The sequence below is a fragment of the Clostridium ihumii AP5 genome (genome assembly GCF_000612845.1).
Taxonomy (GTDB): Bacteria; Bacillota; Clostridia; order Clostridiales; family Clostridiaceae; genus Clostridium_J; species Clostridium_J ihumii.
Genome location: NZ_CCAT010000043.1, coordinates 131423 through 151524 on the forward strand (window position 1 = coordinate 131423; position 20102 = coordinate 151524).

The following is a 20102-nucleotide window of genomic DNA, read 5'->3' on the forward strand; positions in this document are numbered from 1 at the left end:
ATATCACAATGTAGTTGTGCAAGGTTGAAACCTCTCCTATAGATGAATTGGCACATTTTATTTGTATTTAAAAGTGGATGAAAGGTAGAAAACATGAAAAATAAGAGAAGTAAAATATTTTTAATGATGTCTTTTGTAATTTTGTTGACAGGGTGTGGTGAGCGTTCAAAAGAAAATTATAATAATAAAAGTAATATAAAAGTTGAAAGTAGTATAGATGAAAACAACAACGATATATCAAAAGTTGAATCTGAAAAAGAGGAGGAATTGTATAAAGTAGCATATGATTTGTTTTTTGAAAATAGATATGATGAAGCTATAGAAAAATCAAATTTATTAATAAATGAATTTCCTGAAAGTTATAAAGGTTATAATATTAGAGGAATAGCAAAGGCTTATAATGGTAATTATGAAGAAGGTATGAGAGACATAGATAAAGCTTTAGAAATACAACCAGAGTATGGTTATGCACTATTTAATAAAGCCCTTACATATGAACTTTATGAAAAATTAGATGAAGCAATAGTTTTTTATAATAAAGCTTTAGACGTAGAGAAATATGTATGGTCATATTACGGAATAGCGTCTTGTTATGGAAGAAGAGGAGATGCAGATAATACAATAAAATATCTTAGTGAAGCTATAAAGTTAGATGAATCTATAAAAAATCATGCAAGAGAAGAAGTAGATTTTGATCCAGTAAGAAGTGATAATAGATTTATAAATTTAATAAATTAATTCTATAGAAAAGGGCATTGCAAAAGAACTAAAATAGTAAAAGCAAGAGCCTTTTTTAATTTCAATATATTAACATCTATTCCTTTATAAATGAATGCATATTAAATAAAATAATATTTAATTAAAAAATACAAAAAAATATTTAAGAATATATAAAAAATATTCGATACTTATATTGTATGAAAGAAGTATAAGTATTCTAAATTTGTTTATAAAATTAATTATATAGTTATTAAATAGATGCTTAAAAATAATATAAATAAAGTTTAAATATTATATTTATTTTAGAATATGGGTTTATTTAAATCAAGAAAGGTAAAAAGATGGAAAATATAAAGAAGAAAAAAACAGATAAATTTATTATTGTATTATTTTTGACATTTTACATTCTTTCTACTGAATTATTAGCATATGAAAGAAAAGATGCAGAAATTGAAGATAAGAAAGTTTATAAAATTGGGTCAAATGCTTTAAATCCATATTTATCAGAAAATAAAGAAGGAAAAGTAAGTGGTTATTATAATGAAATTACTCAATTTATAGGAAATGAATTAAATATTGAGTTTGATACTGAAGTAGATAATTTTTCTAATAATCTAAAAAAATTAAAAGATGGTGAATTAGATTTATTAATGGGTATTCCTTATATTGAAAAAGAAAAAAATAATGTTTTGTACTCTCAATATTATATAGGTTTTAATAGCCAAAGATTATATTCAAAAAATGATGTTAAATATAGTGATTTAAAAAATTTAGAGGAGGTTAACATTGTAGTAGTAGAAGACGTATTTGAAGTTGAATGGTTAATTAAATCTTTGGAAAATTTAAATATAAATTTCAAATTAGAATTAGTTAGCAATGATTATGAAGCTAAAAAGTTAATTAACAATAATGAAGCAAATTTAATTTTAACTAGCAGTCATGATGAAAAATACAAAAAATTTAATAAAATATATGAATATAATGATGGACCTATATATATAGCAGCTAATAATAAAAATGAAGATATTATAGCTAATATTAATGAGATTTTATTGAAAAGTATTAATTCAAAGGAAAATCATATAGAAAAAATTTATGGAAAACATTTTATGAAAATTTATGTTAATCCAAATTCATATCCAGAAATAATAAAATTTATGTTTAGTTTCACATTATTACTTTTACTATTCATATATGTAAAAAATATATATCCTAAAATAAAAATTTTTAGAATAAAGAATAAAATAAATATTAGAATGAAAAAAAATCAATATATGTTACATTATCAGCCTATAATAAATCCTAAATTAGAAACTTTAGTTGGATTTGAAGCATTATTAAGGCTAAATACAAAAAAAGGCTTAATTTATCCCAATGAATTCTTAAAAGAGATAGAAGAAAGTAAAATGCTTTCTGAAGTATCTTATTGGATACTAAAGAAAGTTATAATTGAGTATAAATTAATTAAAGAAGAAATAAATTATAAATATGACTCATTTTACATATCTATAAATATATCATTAAATGAAATAGAAAATGAATTATTTGTTGATAATATGATAGTTATATTTAACAATTCTAAACTTCCACGAAATTCTATATGTCTAGAAATAACTGAAAATGTGGGCATAGGAAACTTAGAAAAACTTAAAATAGTATTGTCAAAGTTAAAAGAATGTGGATTTATGATAGCTATTGATGATTTTGGAGTTGAATATTCTACATTAGAAATAATAGAAAAGTTAGATTTTGATATAATAAAACTAGATAAATATTTCATAGATAAAATTGAAACATCTAAGTTTAGAAAAAATGCTGTTGATTTTATTTCCAATTTTGCAATGGATAATAATAAAGTAATTATAGCAGAAGGGGTTGAAAATAAAACTCAAAAAGAAATTATAAAAAAGTACAACCATGATAAGTTTTATATTCAAGGTTATTTTTATTCTAAACCAGTTTCAATTAATATGTTGAATGAAGTAGAAGGAAGTATTTCAAAAAAATAGATAGTATAATAAATTTTATTGTGAATTAATATACTTAATTTACATTTGTGTAAATTAAGTATATTTTCTTATGAAAGTCGAATATTGAAATAAAATGCAAAATAATACAAAGTATATATTAAGAAAAAATTATATTAGAAAATAGGTGGTAATAATTTGGAAAAAGAAAATGAAGTAAATGACTATTTAATTAAATTTCAACATGATGAAAAATATATAGATTACTTCATTAAATTTGCATTAGATAATCTAAGATATAATCCTAAATATATGAAATATGTAATGGAAAAAGTATTTTTAATAGCTAGAAAAAATGATTATAAGAATTCTATTGGAGAATGCTTACTTTATTTAAGTTGGTATTACCATGATAACGGTGAATATAATAAATCAATAAAATATCAAAGAGAATCCTATGAAATATTTTTGAAACTTAATAATGAAAAAAGTATAGTGAAAGTTTTTAATGGACTTATAGCTAATTATACAAAACTTGGAATGTTTGTTTTTGCTATAGAATTTGGATTGAAAGCAATTGCTATAGCAGAAAAATTGAGGGATTACACTATATTGAGTTCAATAATTATAAATACTGCAGTAGCATATTTAGATTATGGCAAATTTTGTGAGTCGTTAGAATTAATAGAACGATTGTTTAATTTAAACAAAGATAATAATTATGAATTGCAAAATGAAGAACAATTGTTATTATATACAGTTATGATAGAGATTAAATTAAAGAATGATGAGATTTATGATGCTTATAAATATTTTAAAAAAGGATATAATTTATCAAAAAAAATGAAGTGTTTTTTTTATCAAGCTGAATTTCTATATTTAAATGGTAAAATACAGCATAAATTTGAATTGTATAGTGAATCTGAAAAAAGTTTTGAAGATACATATAATATAGCTTTAAATCACAATAATAAATTTATTATTGTTAAAACACTAATAGAGTGGGGAAAATGCAAAAGTAATCTGTGCGATTATAGTAAGTCGGAAAAACTATTGCTTAATGCTTTAAAATATGCAAAAGAAATAAAATCTACAGTTTTATTAAAAGATATTTATTCAAATTTAAGTGATTTATACAAAAATATGGGCGATTTTAAAAATGCATTTGAATCATTAGAAAATAAATGTAAATATGAAAAAGAAATAATGAACGATACAAATATTGTTATTTTTGATAGATTTTATAATAAAACATTTAAGAAAGAAGCTAATACATATAAAAAATTGTATAGTAACATGAATAATATTTCACATATGGGAAGAAAAATTACATCTATTTTAAATAAAGATAAAATATTTGGAGTTATAGCAAAGGAACTAAGCAAAATAATAGAATTAGATATTTTTGCTATTGCTTTAAGTCAAAACAATGATAAATTTTTAACTTCTGAAATATTTGTTGAAAGTGGGTGTAAACTAAAAGTTAATAAAATATTATTAGATGATGATGATAATCTAGGAGTTTATTGTTATAAAACAAAAAAAGAAATACTTATTAATAATTTTGAAAATGAATATAGAAAATATGTTAAAAAGCTTCCTAAATATTATATTGTGGGGGATAAAGTAAAGTCTGCAATATATTGTCCGTTGATTATAGAAAATGAAGTTATTGGTGTTTTAACTATTCAAAGTAAGAAAGAAAATAAATATACAATCGCAGATTTAAATATACTTAAAATATTTTCATCTTATGCGGCAATTGCTATAAAGAATTCATTATTATTTAGTGAAAGTAAATATTTGGCTAGTTATGATAGCCTAACTGGAGTTTTAAATAGAAGAGAAATTTTAAGAATAGGTGAGGAGTTCTTTAAAGCAACAAAAAAAGATAACATAAATTTTTCAGTTATGATGATAGATGTAGATCATTTTAAAAAAATAAATGATACATTAGGACATTGTTATGGAGATTATGTGTTAACTGAAACTGCAAACGTAATAAGCAAACATTTAGAAGATAATTGTGTATTAGGTCGATATGGTGGAGAAGAATTTATCATTATAGTATTAGAACAAGATATTTGTAAAGTTAAAGATATTGCAAAATCAATTCAAGAAACTATAGAATTACATACTTTTGAAGCTAAAGATATGAATAGTTTGAAAGTTACTGTAAGTATAGGTTTATACTTTTTTAATAAAGATGAAAATAGTTTCTTTGAAGGAGTAAAATTTGCAGATAAAGCATTATATGACGCTAAAAATTCAGGAAGAAATAAGGTTAAATATTTTAATTAGAATATTAATGTTTTAAAAAGGCTACTTAATAAATTTGGAGAAACGTATGAAAAAAAATTTAATTTATTTTACAACTTTAATTATTATGCTATTTCTATTTATAATACCAATAGAAATTGATGATGATAAAAATATGAATAGTTTAATTAAAGAAGTTTCTGAGTCCTATTTTAATAAGACGATTATTGATAAAAAAACTATAGAAGAGAAAAGAAATATAATAAAAAATTATCCCAATAGTTCTACTAAACATTTTTTAAATGGATATTTTGATTACATAAGTTATGATTTTAATAGTGCCCTAAAAAATTTTAAATTGGCATGTACAAATATAAATAATACTACAAGTTATTTTGTTAAAATTTATAGTAATAAGTTTTTGGCAGATTGTTTTATACGAAACGAGAAGTATAATGAAGCTGTTTATTACATAGAAGAAGGGTTTGGATATATAAATGAGAGTAATCCTCACTATAATGAAGAAGATATATGGGAAGTTTTAAAAACTATACTATATATACCAGAAGGAAGAGAAAAAGTTATAAAAATTTTAGAACGTGGAATATCTCATGAAAATATAAGTGATGAATATAGGTTTTATATAATTAGAAAATTAGAGATGCTCTATGTTGCAAACTCTAATTATGGCAAAGCTATAGAGTATGGTTTAGAGATAGTAACACTGTCAGAAAAATTGGACAAACAATATTTTAAAGCAAAGGCTATTGTAGATTTATCTTTAGTATTTAGAAAATTAGGAGGATATGATCAAGCTAAATTGCCATTAAAAGAAAGTTTAGAAATAGACATAGATGATGATTATGAAAATGCATTAGCTAAAACATATGGACTTATAAATTTATCGGAATTACATATTATTACAAAACACTATGATGCAGCTTTAGAAACCGCATTAAGAATTAGTGATTACACAAAATACTTAAGTGAGGATGAAGCAAATAATGTTGAGGCTTTAAAAAATATTATTGAATCTCAGGTATATAGTTATAAAGGAGAACTAGAAAAGGCTGAAAACTCATTAAAAGAAGCAGAACTTTTAATGAAGTGTGAAAGTAAAAAGCTGTATTTAGATCAAGATATAACATTGATTAAAGCTTATGGGGATTTACTTTACAATAAAAAAGATTATAAGGATTCTATATCAAAATATGAATATGCTTTAAAACTAGCTAAAGAAAGAAATAATAGGGAACTGAAAAAAATAATAACTGAAAAACTTGCAGAGTTATATAGTAAAATTGGTGATAAAGATACATCTAATTTTTACAAGGATGAGCTAATAAATTTAAGTTATGAAGAACAAGAAGTTATACATAAAGATTACAGTATATATGCTGTAGAAAAGCAAAAGTATCAAGAAGCTATGGCTAAAAATTACAAGCATGAATCTGTAGAGCAAAAGAACTGGATAATAACATTAATATTGTTATTAATATTAGAAGAACTTTATAATAATGATAGAAGAAGAATAAGAAGATTAGAAGAAGAAAAAGATAAAGATTTTTTAACAATGTTATATAATAGAAGATATTTAGATGAATATGAAAATAAAGTCTATAACTATATTGATGATTACGAGTTTTCAATTATAATGTTAGATATAGATTACTTTAAGTTATACAATGACAACTATGGTCATGTTAAAGGGGATAAAGTTATAAAAGAAGTATCTAATGCAATAAGAGAAGTTTTTAGAAAAGATGATATATGTGTAAGATATGGTGGAGAAGAGTTCTGTATTATTCTTAAAGAAACACCAAAAGAAGTTGCATTAGAAAGAGTAAAAAGACTTAGAAATTCTATAAAAAGAAAAAGGATAGCGCATAGACATTCTAAAGTGACTAACATAATAACTGTAAGTATTGGAGTATATACTAAGGGAAAATATAAAAAAGAAAGTTTAAAAAATGTAGTTAATAAAGCAGATAAAGCTCTTTATGTAGCAAAAGAAAGTGGCCGAGATAAAGTAGTACATTTTGATGAATGTATGAAGTAATAATTTATTAAACAAAGGCGTGTGAAAACACGCTTTATTTTTTGCTTAAATAGCAAATGTGGTATAAATTATTGAATATATATAAGGAAAAATGCAATAGAACATATTTGACGGAATTAAGGTAGTATGTTAATGTAAAACAAATAAAGTCTGAAAATTTTAAAAAAGGAGAATATTATGATAAAAAGACAAAATTTAAGGTTTTTAAAAAGTTTTATAAAAAAACAATATAAAGCTATAATATTTGTTAGTATATTAGAACTAGTTATGGTATTTACATCAATTTCAGTTCCATATTTTCTAGGACGAATGATTACAAGTTTAGAAACTAATTACGCAACTATAGAATCACTTATTAAAAATTTTATAATTGTGATAGGATTATACTTTATATGGGACTTATCTAATACAGTAATAGATATAAAGTTTGCGGAGATAAATAAAAATATTCAAAATGATATAAGAAGTTTTTGTTATAATAAGATTTTAAATTCTAAAATATCATTAATAGAGGATAAAAGTGAAGGAGAAATAATAAATAAACTACTAAAGGATACTGAAAAATTAGAACAAGCCTTTTTAAATCTATTTAATTTGATTGTATCTACAGTTCAAATTTTAGCATTAATAATTTCTATGATAAATATAAATGCAATTGCTACTGAGATATTAATAATATTTTTTGTTATATTAATTATAATTCAAAGAATATTTTCAAAAAAACTTGAAAAAGGATATTATGATTATAAAGATTCAGAAGAAGAACTTTTAAAAAATTTAAAAAAATTTATCTCAGGCTTTATGAATATAAAAATATTTGCTTTAGAAAGTACATGTTTAAATATTTTAAATGAGAAAAATAAAGAAAATTTTAAAAATTGTAAATTAGTTAATAAAGTTTCGAGTATATATTCTAATGTAAGCTTTTTCATTATATCAGTATTTAGGGTGTTATCATTATTGATTGGTGGATTGATATATCTTATATGGAGAAGTATAACTTTAGGCGAAATTTTTTCAATGTATTCTTATGCAATTCAATTAACAACTGAATTGAGAAGTATAATAAAAATAGATATAATTTTAAAAGATGTAGAAACTTCTTTAGATAGAATAATTAAGTTTATAAATCAATTTGAAGTAGAAAGACCTTTAAAAGAAAGAAATATTATTATCAATACTATTGAATCAAAAAATATGAAATTTGATTATAAGGATAATAGAATTTTTAATAACCTTTCATTTAAATTAAGAAAAAATGATGTAGTTGCAATACGTGGAAGCAATGGATCTGGAAAAACATCTTTAATGAAATTAATATGTGGATTCTATGAAGTAGATAATTTATTTTTTAATGAAATAGCTCAAAAAGATTTATCAGAATATGAAATATTAAGAAGAATATCTTATGTACCACAGAATATTTATTTGTTTCCTGACAGCATTTTAAACAATATAAGTTGTTTTGGACAAGCTAAGGAGGAAGAAGTTTATAAAGTTTGTAAAAAGTTAAATATACACAATAAGATTTTAGGATTATCAGATGGATATAATACTATGGTGGATGAACAAAACTTAAATTTATCAGGAGGGGAAAAGCAAATAATATGTATAGCAAGAGCATTATTAAAGAAAAGTGATATTTTAATTTTAGATGAAATAAATAGTGCGTTAGATGACAAAATGGAAGAAAATATAATAGAAAATATAAAGTATTATTATAAAAATAAAATTGTACTTCTAATATCTCATAAAGATAGGATTTTAGAGGATTGTAATATAACAATAAACTTAGATGACTACAAATGATGTAGTCATTTTTTTACTTTATAGGAATTTCAAATTTTTGAAGAAGAAATTCAAAAGATGAGTATTGGTATTACTACATAAACAATTATGTTAAAAAAGTTATTCATTGATACTTAAAGGCTATATAAAAATATTAATAACTCATAACTGTAGAATTATCATTTGATAAGGATGATATTTTAGTTTTGAACTTAAAATCTTATAGATGTACATTTAATTTTAATATATAATTAAAAAGTCAAATTTTTGACAAAGAAAGATTAAAAAACAAAAGATAAAGGAGATAATATGATAGATAAGAAAATTAAAAATAAGTTAATACAAATTACATGGCCTATATTTATAGAAAGTATACTTATATCACTTCTTGGTGGAGTAGATATTTTTATGTTAGGACGATACTCAGATAATGCAGTTGCAGCAGTAGGAGTTGCAAATCAGTTAATGTTTATGGTTAATCTTATGTTTTCATTAATTACTGCAGGAACATCTATACTTGTAGCACAGTACATAGGATACAATAAGGAAAATGGTAAAAATAATGATAATATTATTAGATTAAGTGGAGTTTCTATAGGTTTTAACTTTTTAATAGGAATAATTTTAAGTATAATAATGATATTTTTAGGAACAACTCTTCTAAAACTTTTAAATACATCAGATGAGTTACTTATATATGGAAAACAATATATAGAATTTGTAGGTGGTTTCATATTTATACAAGCTATTTCAATGACTTTTACAGCAATTTTAAGACCTCATGGACTTACAAAAGTTTGTATGTTTGTAACATTGCTAATGAATATAATTAATGTAGTTTTAAATTATATACTTATATTTGGACATTTTGGATTTGAAAGTTTAGGTGTTAGAGGAGCTGCAATATCAACAACATTAAGTAAGTTTATAGGGTTAATTGTATTGGGGATAGTTTTATATAGAAATGTATTAAAAAGAATAAAACTTGATTTATTTAAACCATTTCCAAAAGAAGATTTGAAAAACATATTAAAAATTGGTATACCAGCAGCAGGTGAAGAAATATCATATAATTTATCTCAATTAGTAGTTATAAGCTTTATTAATTTGATAAGTATAAACTCCATGGCAACAAAAAGCTATATCTCAAATATAGCAAGTTTTGCATATCTATTCTCAGCAGCACTAGGACAAGGTGCAAGTATAGTAATAGGACAATTAGTTGGTGAAGAAGAAAATGACGTAGCACATAAACTTTGTTTAGTATGTTTAAAGAAGGCAATTATCGTAACGGTTAGTATTAGTTTTGTATTTTTTATATTTGGAAAGAATATTTTACATATGTTTACTTCAAACTCTGAAATAATAAGTTTAGGTGCTATAGTATTAGCCATAGATTTAATATTAGAGCCAGGTAGGACAGTGAATATAGTTGGTATAAATTCCTTAAGAGCAGCAGGAGATGTTAAATTTCCTGTATATATAGGGATATTTTCAATGTGGACTTTTGGTGTAGGTCTTTCATACTTGTTAGGTATAAAATTAGGTCTTGGACTTGTTGGAATGTGGATTGGATTTACTGTAGATGAGTGGTTTAGAGCTATATTAGTATATAATAGATGGAATAAGAAAAAGTGGATTGGAAAATCTTTTGTACATAAGAAGTAATGCAACATTTTGTTGTATTTCTTCTTATTTTTTTAATTAAATCATAAAAATATAATATAAATAACATTGAAAATCATTATCAATTGTGTTATTTTATTATAGGATCCAAATTTGAAATTATGATTAATTAAATTAGAGGTGATAAATAATGATGATAGATAAACGATTGATAAACTTATGCAAAGATTCGAAAAAATATATTAACTTTACAGTTCTAGTGAATTGGATATCTATAATATGCAATATAGGTATTATTACTATTATAGGTAATATAATAAATGATTTGGCTAATTTGAATGTAATAGATACAAGAAAATTTATTATTATAGCACTTTTTCTCATTATTAGATTTATAAGTAGTTTAAGTAGTGGATATTTTTCATACAAGGCATCTTCAAATGTAAAAGTTACGCTAAGAGATATGATTTACAGAAAGCTTCTAAAGCTAGGATTAAATTATAATGAGGTTATGTCAACTTCTTCAATTGTACAAGCATCTATAGAAGGGGTTGAGCAATTAGAAATATATTTTGGTAAATACTTGCCACAACTATTTTACTCACTTATAGCACCGCTTACTTTATTTATTGTTATATCATTTATATCAATTAAGTCAGCAGTAGTTTTTATAATATCAGTTCCACTTATTCCAATTTCAATAATAGCAATTATGAAGATTGCAAAAAAAATATTAAAGAAATATTGGGGTATATACTCAAATTTAGGTGATACTTTTCTTGAGAATCTTCAAGGATTAACTACTCTAAAAGTTTTTAATGTTGATGATATTAAACATAAAAAAATGAATGATGAAGCAGAGAATTTTAGAAAAATAACAATGAAAGTTTTAAGAATGCAACTTAATTCAATAACTATTATGGACTTAATAGCGTTCTTAGGAGCTAGTATAGGTTCTATTGTAGCAATAAATGAATTTTTGAATGGTAGGCTGACTATTGGAGAAGTAGTTGTGATAATATTATTATCTTCAGAATTTTTTATACCACTAAGACTTTTAGGTTCTTTCTTTCATGTGGCAATGAATGGTATAGCTGCGTCAGAAAAAATATTTAAGTTATTAGATGCAAAAGAGCTTGAAAAAGAGAATTTTAATATGAAAAATGAATTATGTGACTTAAATATAAATATTAAGAATATAAGTTTTAGTTATGATAAGGAGAGAAAAGTTATAGATAATGTTTCAATGAAGTTTGCTAAAGGTACTTTTACTGCAATAGTAGGTAAAAGTGGTTCGGGGAAAAGCACTATTGCATCGTTGATTTTAAACACGTATAAAGTAGATAATGGAAAAATTCTATTTAATTCTATTGATATAGATGATTTAAGTTTTGATAATATATATGAGAAAATCACACTTATAAGCACTAATTCATACATATTTAATGGAACAATATTAGATAATTTACTTATGGCAAAGGATGATGCAACTAAAGAGGAAATTAATAGAGCACTAGAGTTATCTAATTTGAAAGAATTTATAAACACATTAAAAGATGGATTACACACTAAAACTGGAGAGAACGGAAATTTATTATCTGGAGGTCAAAAACAAAGATTAGCTTTAGCTAGGGCTATTTTATCTAATAGGGAAGTTATGATTTTTGATGAAGCAACTTCTAATATAGATGTTGAGTCTGAAGAACTAACTTTAGATTCAATAAATAAATTGTCTAAAGAAAAAACTATAATTATGATTTCTCACAGATTACAAAATGTTAAAAATGCAGATAAAATTTATGTTATGAAAAATGGAAAAGTTGTTGAAGAAGGAGATCATCATACTTTATTAAGCTTAAAAAATGAGTATTATAAAATGATTGAAAATCAAAAAAAATTAGAGAGAAAGGAGGCAATATAATGGAAAGACAATCTGGATTCAAAATAATGAAAAGATTAATTAAAGAATTAAAACCATTAATACCTTTTATGGTTTTAACAATATCCATGGGGGTTTTAGGATTTTTAGCTGCAATAAGTATAACAACTTTTGGAGCAGTTGCCATTGGTACAATCATTGATTCTAATGGAATAGATGCTATATCTCTAGCAACACCAGTATTAAATTATAAAATGATTAATATAACTTTTACAAGTTCAATTATAATTATGATAATATGTGCAATTTTAAGGGGACCTTTAAGATATATAGAACAGTTATCAGGTCATTATATTGCTTTTAAAATATTAGCTATACTTAGGGATAAGGTGTTTAAAGCATTAAGAAAACTTGCTCCTGCAAAATTAGAAAATAAGGAAAAAGGGAATTTAGTGTCTATTATAACATCGGATATAGAATTACTAGAAGTTTTTTATGCACATACAATAGCACCTATAGCAATTGCCATAATAACAAATTTTATAATAACAATAATATTATGGAATATACATATGTATTATGGAATGATTGCTTTGATATTTTTTATAATTGTAGGTTTTATAATACCTTATACAACATCTAAATTTGCTAAACAATCAGGAGTTGAATATAGAAGCGCATTTGGAGATGCAAATTCATATATGTTAGATTCATTGAGAGGATTAAAAGAAATATTAATTTATAAAAATGGAAATGAAAGATTAAACAAAATACATAATAAATCTATAAACTTAAATGAAAAGCAAAAAACAATAAAGAATCACGAAGGAATAGTTAGAGCAATTACTGATCTTACAATTATGAGCTCTATATTAGTCTTTTTATTTGTGGGAAGTCATTTGCTTTATAAGGGAGAAATTACATTATCTATACTAATAATAGCAATAGTTATTATAGCTTCATCTTTTGGGCCGGTAGTTGCACTAAGCAATTTATCAAATAATTTAATATTTACATTGGCTTCTGCTGAAAGGCTATTTAATATTTTAGATGAAAATCCAGAAGTTGAAGAAGTTTTTGGTGATTGTGATCTGAATTCATTAAATATTATTTATGAAGATGTATCATTTAAATATGATAATAGAAAAGAGATATTAAAAGATGTAAATATAAATATAAAAAAAAGAGATAAGATATCTATAGTTGGTGAGAGTGGAATAGGAAAAAGTACATTTGCAAAATTACTTATGAGATTTTTTGATGTAAATAAGGGGAATGTAACTTTAGGTAATGTAAACCTAAAAGAATTACCTACAAATACTTTAAGAAAAAATCAAGTATTAATGAGTCAAGAAACTTTTCTTTTTAATGAAAGTATAGAAGAAAATATAAAGATTGCATCAATAAATGCAAATCATGAAGAAGTAGTGGATGCTGCAAAAAAAGCGTCTATACATGATTTTATAATATCTTTACCTAAAGGATATGAAACTATTGTAGGAGAGTTAGGTGGCAATCTTTCGTCAGGAGAAAAACAAAGAATTGGACTTGCTAGAACATTTTTAAGTAAGGCTGAAATAATCATATTAGATGAACCAACTAGCAATTTAGATACTTTAAATGAAGGTGAAGTATTAAATGCAATAAATCACAATATAAAAGATAAAACTATAGTTCTAATTACACATAGAAAATCTACAGAAGCTATAACCAATAAAATATTTAAACTAGAAAATAAAAAATTAAGTGAACTGTAACAAGAATTTTAAATTAAATAGACATTATGGGGGAGAAATGAATAAAATAAAAAAATATATTTATATAGTAGTGGGAATTATTGCTTTTACATTAGGAACAATAGGGGTTATACTGCCTATTCTTCCTACAACTCCTTTTTATCTTTTAGCATCATTTTGTTTTGTTAGAGGATCGAAAAGATTTGATGATTGGTTTAAAAATACAAAACTTTATAAAAAACATTTAGAAAGCTTTGTAAATGAAAAGTCTATGACGTTAAAAGAAAAAATATGCATATTACTTTTTGCAGATACAATGATTTTAATTCCTATTATAATAGTAGATTCGATTCATGTTAGAATATTTTTAATATCATTAATAATAATAAAACTTTATTATTTTATATTTAAAATTAAAACAGTTAAGAAAAACAATCAAAAAAGTATTGTGAAAGGTAATGATTATATTGAATAGAATTGAAAAAGAAAAAAATATTGTGGAAGTTATGATTAAACTTTATTGTAGAAAAAATCATGGAATTAAAAATGAATTATGTAAAGAATGTAGTGAACTTCTAAAATACGCACATACAAGGTTAAAATATTGCAAGTTCGGAAATGAGAAAACGTCTTGTAGTAAGTGTACTATACATTGTTATAAACCTGAAATGAAACTTAAAATAAAGGAAGTTATGAAGTTTTCAGGACCGCGTTTATTGTTTTATCATCCTTATGAGTTTATAAGACATATATTTAAATAAAATTTGTAGTTGAATTAAAAACAATAGTACTTTATAATAATTATTAAATAATAATTATTATAAAGTAAGGAGAAAATATGAAGAAATTTGCTAACTTATCATTTTTATATTTAATATTAGGTCTTATAGGTGGCGTATTTTATAGAGAGTTCACAAAGTTTAATGACTTTAATGGACAAACTGTATTGAAGTCAATACATCCACATTTGTTGGTTTTAGGTTTTATATTTTTTATAATAGTACTTATTCTTGAAAAAAATTTTAGTATAAGTAAGTATAAGAAATTTAATATTTGGTTTATGTCATATAATATATCATTAATTCTAGTTGTGATTATGTTAATTTTAAGAGGAATACTTCAAGTTATGAATAAAGATTTTGTAGGCTTAAGTCATATGGCTGGTACAACTCATGCAATGCTAGGTATATGTATGATTTGGTTTGGAGTAATTATTAAAAATTTAGATTTTAATAATTAAAATTTAAAAATAGTATTGCATTTAGTAATATATGTGTTATAATTAATTCATAATGAAAAAAGATTTACAAAGATAAATACATTTCTCCTAATATAAATTAGAGAGTATATATTAATCAACAGAAATCTTTAATTTTAAGGAGGAATATACAATGGCAGATAGAACATTAGTATGCAAAGATTGCGGACAAGAATTCGTATTCACAGAAGGAGAACAAGAATTCTACAAAGAAAAAGGATTCGATAACGATCCTGTAAGATGTGCAGATTGCAGAAGAGCAAGAAAACAACAAAACAGAAGATAATTAAATATTTTCATAAAAAGCTATAAGAGTAATCTTATAGCTTTTGTTTTTATTATAATAAGTTTTAAATGTTAAAATAAATAATTATTAAAAATATTTTTTTAGAACTGAATATAAATACTTGAATTAAATTTTAAATATGATATAATGAATACATAGTTTAAAAAAGGTTTACAAAGAAAGATAGATTTCTCCTAATACAAATTAGAGAATATATATTAATCAACGTAAAATCTTTAATTTTAAGGAGGAATATACAATGGCAGATAGAACATTAGTATGCAAAGATTGCGGTAAAGAATTCGTATTCACAGAAGGAGAACAAGAATTCTACAAAGAAAAAGGATTCGATAACGATCCTGTAAGATGTGCAGATTGCAGAAGAGCAAGAAAACAACAAAACAGAAGATAATTAAATATTTTCATAAAAAGCTATAAGAATAATCTTATAGCTTTTGTTTTTATTATTAAATAAATAATTATTGAAAAAATTTTTAAAAACTGAATATAAATACTTGAATTAATTTAAAAATATGATATAATCAATTTAAATTAAAAAAAGGTTTACGTAGATGAATACATTTCTCCTAATATAAATTAGAGAATATATATTAATCAACAGAAATCTTTAATTTTAAGGAGGAATATACAATGGCAGATAGAACAATAGTATGCAAAGATTGCGGTAAAGAATTCATATTCACAGAAGGAGAACAAGAATTCTACAAAGAAAAAGGATTTGATAACGATCCTGTAAGATGCCCAGATTGCAGAAGAGCAAGAAAACAACAAAATAGAAGATAATTAAATATTTTCATAGAAAGCTATAAGAGTAATCTTATAGCTTTTATTTTTAAAAAAAATTATAAAAATAGAAATAACTTGCAACTTTAGCATAATCATTTAATAAAGATGTTGTCTAAATTTTGAATTTAAAAAACTATAATACAAAATATAAAAATAAAATGCTTGCATTAATATATGTTCATATGGTATAATAAACACATAATTTAAAAAAGGTTTACAAAGAAAGATAGATTTCTCCTAATAAAAATTAGAGAATATATATTAATCAACGTAAAATCTTTAATTTTAAGGAGGAATATACAATGGCAGATAGAACATTAGTATGCAAAGATTGCGGACAAGAATTCGTATTCACAGAAGGAGAACAAGAATTCTACAAAGAAAAAGGATTCGATAATGATCCTGTAAGATGTGCAGATTGCAGAAGAGCAAGAAAACAACAAAACAGAAGATAATTAATATTTTCATAAAAAGCTATAAGAGTAATCTTATAGCTTTTGTTTTTACATAAATATTTTGAGTTTAAACTATTATTTATTTCAATTTGTATAAAGAGTAAAAAATTAATTTAAAGTAGTAACTCTACAAAGAAAAAGTAAATATAAAATTTTACTTTAAAGTACTTGCATTAAACTATATACTTATGATATAATAAATACATAATTTAAAAAAGGTTTACAAAGAAAGATAGATTTCTCCTAATACAAATTAGAGAATATATATTAATCAACGTAAAATCTTTAATTTTAAGGAGGAATATACAATGGCAGATAGAACATTAGTATGCAAAGATTGCGGACAAGAATTCGTATTCACAGAAGGAGAACAAGAATTCTACAAAGAAAAAGGATTCGATAACGATCCTGTAAGATGTGCAGATTGCAGAAGAGCAAGAAAACAACAAAACAGAAGATAATTAAATATTTTCATAAAAAGCTATAAGAGTAATCTTATAGCTTTTGTTTTTACATATTAAATGAAATTAGTTGAACTTTTAAGGATGTAATAATACTTATGTATGTATTTGAAACTAAAGCAATAATTAAATGTAAACTTAAAATTTAGAGTTAGCATTAACTATAGGGTTACAAGTTCAAATTCAAAATAACAAATTTAAATATTAAAAGCGAAGCGAGTAATATTCACCATAACTATTCACTTTTCACTCTTAGTTCTTAATTGGTTTCAACCATGATATCAGAATAAACTGTAAGATTAGTATTATTATTTGAGAAAGACATTACTTTTAATTTGGAACCCTATAAGATATTTTATTAAAATGTGAATTGATATAGATTTAAATAATTTATATTAAATTTAAATTAAAATAAAAAAAGACAAATTTTAAAAAACACTTGCATTAATATATATACATATGATACAATAAATACATAATTTAAAAAAGGTTTACAAAGAAAGATAGATTTCTCCTAATAAAAATTAGAGAGTATATATTAATCAACGTAAAATCTTTAATTTTAAGGAGGAATATACAATGGCAGATAGAACATTAGTATGCAAAGATTGCGGACAAGAATTCGTATTCACAGAAGGAGAACAAGAATTCTACAAAGAAAAAGGATTCGATAACGATCCTGTAAGATGTGCAGATTGCAGAAGAGCAAGAAAACAACAAAATAGAAGATAATTAAATATTTTCATAGAAAAACTACAAGCATTCCTTGTAGTTTTTTATTATTTTTAGAAAGTTATTTATAAAAATAAATTTCTAAAAGTTAAAATAAAATGAATCAATATTGTTTTCTATAATGTTGAAATTTTAAAATAAATTTTCCATAAACTACTTGTAATAATAATAAAACGTGTTATAATTAATACATAATTTAAAAAAAGTTTTACAAAGATAAATACATTTCTCCTAATATAAATTAGAGAATATATTAACTTATGTAAAATCTTTAATTTTAAGGAGGAATATACAATGGCAGATAGAACAATAGTATGCAAAGATTGCGGTAAAGAATTCATATTCACAGAAGGAGAACAAGAATTCTACAAAGAAAAAGGATTCGATAACGATCCTGTAAGATGCCCAGATTGCAGAAGAGCAAGAAAACAACAAAATAGAAGATAATTAAAATATTTTCATAAAAAACCACAAGAAATTCTTGTGGTTTTTGTTTTTAATTAATTTTAAACTAATAAAAATATCCTACTTAATCATAATCTTAAGTAGGATATTTCTATTTTATAAATCGTAGTAAAGTTCAAATTCTATTGGTGACGGAATATTATTAACTCTTTTACAATCATTATTATATTTATGATTTATCCAATTTTTTATGAAGTCTTCAGTAAATACATTTTCACGCAATAAAAAATCATGATCTTTATCTAATTCTTTTAATGCTTCTTCTAGTGAAGTTGGAAGAGCTTTAATTTTATTTTTTTCTTCTTCTGGTAAATCAAATACATTTACATCATATGGACCAAAACCTTCTTTAGTAGGATCAATTTTGTTTATAATTCCATCAATTCCAGCCATTAGAATTGCAGAATAAGCAAGGTATGGGTTACAAGTAGCATCAGAAGGTCTGAATTCAAATCTACGCTTTTTAGGATCTTTTATATATCCAGGAATTCTTATAACGGAACTTCTATTTCCAGTAGCGAAACATATAGAAACAGGAGCTTCAAATCCAGGAATAAGTCTTTTATAAGAGTTAGTTGAAGGATTTGTAAATCCTAATAAAGCTTTACTATGTTTTAAAACTCCTCCTATAAAATAAAGAGCTTTATCACTTAATTTAGAATATCCATTTTCATCATAAAAAATATTTTCGCCATTTTTTTCAAGCAACATATGAATATGCATTCCACTACCAGCTTCATTATATAGTGGTTTTGGCATAAAAGTTGCAGTTTTTCCATGTAATACAGATTCATTTCTAATTAAATATTTAGCCATCATTGTTGCATCGGCCATGTGTAACATTTCATCAAGTTCTACTTCAATTTCTAATTGACCAGCTGCACCAACTTCATGATGATGATATTTAACTCTAATACCCATTTCCTCAAGTTTTAAAATCATAGCACTTCTTAAATCATTATTTAAATCATGAGGAAGTGACATGTGATAACCATTTTGAAATGGAACCTTATATCCATTATTGTTTTCTCCTACATTGCTATTCCAATATGCTTCTTTTGAATCTATGGTGACTTCTTGATGCTCATGTTTAACTTCAAATGCTGCATGATCAAATATATAAAATTCAAATTCTGGAGCAATAGAAAAAGTATCTGCTATATTTAAATCTTTTAAACATTTTTTAGCTTTTTCAGCTATATATCTTGGATCACCAGAATATCTGTCCTCTAATGAACCTACAGTATATATATTAGCAAGCATACTTAAGGTAGGAGCACTGCAATATGTATCTACAAATGCAGTAGTGTAATCGGGAATAAAACACATATCAGAATTTTCTACAGAAGAGTAGCCATAGCTAGATCCATCAAATCCAATTCCATCTATAAAAAGCTGATTATTTAATCTTTCGCTTGGAATAGATAAATGATTCCATTTTCCATCTAAGGTTACAACTTTAAAATCAATAATTTTTATGCCTTCACTATCAACGTAATTTTTTAATTCTTCATAATTTTTAAACATGATACGCCTCGCTTCTCTATGAATACATAGTTAAAATATTTTAAAGTGTATAATTAAATTTTATTTTAATGATGTAC

Annotated in this window: 19 protein-coding genes; 18 read left to right on the top strand and 1 reads right to left on the bottom strand. The window is 23.7% G+C overall.

Going from position 1 to position 20102, the window contains the following annotated elements; genetic code table 11:
* Positions 1-93: 93 nt before the first annotated feature.
* From BN346_RS06440 to BN346_RS06525, 18 genes are all read left to right on the top strand, one after another.
* Positions 94-738, top strand: a complete 645-nt coding sequence (locus BN346_RS06440; protein WP_040327319.1) for a tetratricopeptide repeat protein — start codon at positions 94-96, stop codon at positions 736-738.
* A 323-nt stretch (positions 739-1061) separates the two neighbouring features.
* Positions 1062-2729: an EAL domain-containing protein gene (locus BN346_RS06445; protein ID WP_040327320.1), complete on the top strand. Its 1668-nt coding sequence runs from the start codon at positions 1062-1064 to the stop codon at positions 2727-2729.
* A gap of 156 nt (positions 2730-2885) precedes the next feature.
* Positions 2886-4988, top strand: coding sequence for a GGDEF domain-containing protein (locus BN346_RS06450; RefSeq protein ID WP_040327321.1), 2103 nt, complete (start codon positions 2886-2888; stop codon positions 4986-4988).
* A 46-nt stretch (positions 4989-5034) separates the two neighbouring features.
* Positions 5035-7005 (top strand): tetratricopeptide repeat-containing diguanylate cyclase, encoded by a 1971-nt coding sequence (locus BN346_RS06455; RefSeq protein ID WP_040327322.1) that lies wholly within the window; start codon positions 5035-5037, stop codon positions 7003-7005.
* Between the two features lie 177 nt (positions 7006-7182).
* Complete coding sequence (locus tag BN346_RS06460; RefSeq protein WP_040327323.1) at positions 7183-8814, top strand: ABC transporter ATP-binding protein; 1632 nt, start codon at positions 7183-7185, stop codon at positions 8812-8814.
* Positions 8815-9102: 288 nt separating this feature from the next.
* Positions 9103-10461, top strand: coding sequence for an MATE family efflux transporter (locus BN346_RS06465; protein ID WP_040327324.1), 1359 nt, complete (start codon positions 9103-9105; stop codon positions 10459-10461).
* A 148-nt stretch (positions 10462-10609) separates the two neighbouring features.
* Entirely contained in the window at positions 10610-12340 is a 1731-nt protein-coding gene (locus BN346_RS06470) for an ABC transporter ATP-binding protein/permease (RefSeq protein ID WP_040327325.1), read from the top strand.
* On the top strand, positions 12340-14055 hold the full coding sequence (locus tag BN346_RS06475; RefSeq protein WP_040327326.1) for an ABC transporter ATP-binding protein: 1716 nt from the start codon (positions 12340-12342) through the stop codon (positions 14053-14055). The genes BN346_RS06470 and BN346_RS06475 overlap by 1 nt, the downstream gene beginning before the upstream one ends.
* Before the next feature lie 37 nt (positions 14056-14092).
* Complete coding sequence (locus tag BN346_RS06480; RefSeq protein ID WP_040327327.1) at positions 14093-14509, top strand: YbaN family protein; 417 nt, start codon at positions 14093-14095, stop codon at positions 14507-14509.
* A complete protein-coding gene (locus tag BN346_RS06485) occupies positions 14502-14795 on the top strand; it encodes a nitrous oxide-stimulated promoter family protein (protein WP_187372129.1) in 294 nt (97 codons plus the stop codon). Before BN346_RS06480 ends, BN346_RS06485 begins: the two co-directional genes overlap by 8 nt.
* A gap of 77 nt (positions 14796-14872) precedes the next feature.
* On the top strand, positions 14873-15274 hold the full coding sequence (locus BN346_RS06490) for a DUF2871 domain-containing protein (protein WP_040327329.1): 402 nt from the start codon (positions 14873-14875) through the stop codon (positions 15272-15274).
* A 151-nt stretch (positions 15275-15425) separates the two neighbouring features.
* Positions 15426-15578: a zinc-ribbon domain-containing protein gene (locus BN346_RS06495; protein ID WP_040327330.1), complete on the top strand. Its 153-nt coding sequence runs from the start codon at positions 15426-15428 to the stop codon at positions 15576-15578.
* Positions 15579-15837: 259 nt separating this feature from the next.
* Positions 15838-15990 carry a zinc-ribbon domain-containing protein gene (locus tag BN346_RS06500; protein ID WP_040327331.1) on the top strand — a complete coding sequence of 51 codons (153 nt, stop codon included), beginning with the start codon at positions 15838-15840 and terminating at the stop codon, positions 15988-15990.
* Positions 15991-16229: 239 nt separating this feature from the next.
* Positions 16230-16382: a zinc-ribbon domain-containing protein gene (locus BN346_RS06505; RefSeq protein ID WP_040327332.1), complete on the top strand. Its 153-nt coding sequence runs from the start codon at positions 16230-16232 to the stop codon at positions 16380-16382.
* A 305-nt stretch (positions 16383-16687) separates the two neighbouring features.
* A complete protein-coding gene (locus BN346_RS06510) occupies positions 16688-16840 on the top strand; it encodes a zinc-ribbon domain-containing protein (protein ID WP_040327330.1) in 153 nt (50 codons plus the stop codon).
* Between the two features lie 308 nt (positions 16841-17148).
* On the top strand, positions 17149-17301 hold the full coding sequence (locus BN346_RS06515) for a zinc-ribbon domain-containing protein (protein WP_040327330.1): 153 nt from the start codon (positions 17149-17151) through the stop codon (positions 17299-17301).
* A 579-nt stretch (positions 17302-17880) separates the two neighbouring features.
* A complete protein-coding gene (locus BN346_RS06520; RefSeq protein WP_040327330.1) occupies positions 17881-18033 on the top strand; it encodes a zinc-ribbon domain-containing protein in 153 nt (50 codons plus the stop codon).
* 294 nt (positions 18034-18327) lie between these two features.
* Positions 18328-18480 carry a zinc-ribbon domain-containing protein gene (locus tag BN346_RS06525; RefSeq protein ID WP_040327332.1) on the top strand — a complete coding sequence of 51 codons (153 nt, stop codon included), beginning with the start codon at positions 18328-18330 and terminating at the stop codon, positions 18478-18480.
* Positions 18481-18594: 114 nt separating this feature from the next.
* Here the strand turns inward: BN346_RS06525 and glnA are convergent, their stop codons facing one another.
* Positions 18595-20025 (bottom strand): type I glutamate--ammonia ligase, encoded by a 1431-nt coding sequence (gene glnA / locus BN346_RS06530; RefSeq protein ID WP_040327333.1) that lies wholly within the window; start codon positions 20023-20025, stop codon positions 18595-18597.
* Between the last annotated feature and the right edge of the window lie 77 nt (positions 20026-20102).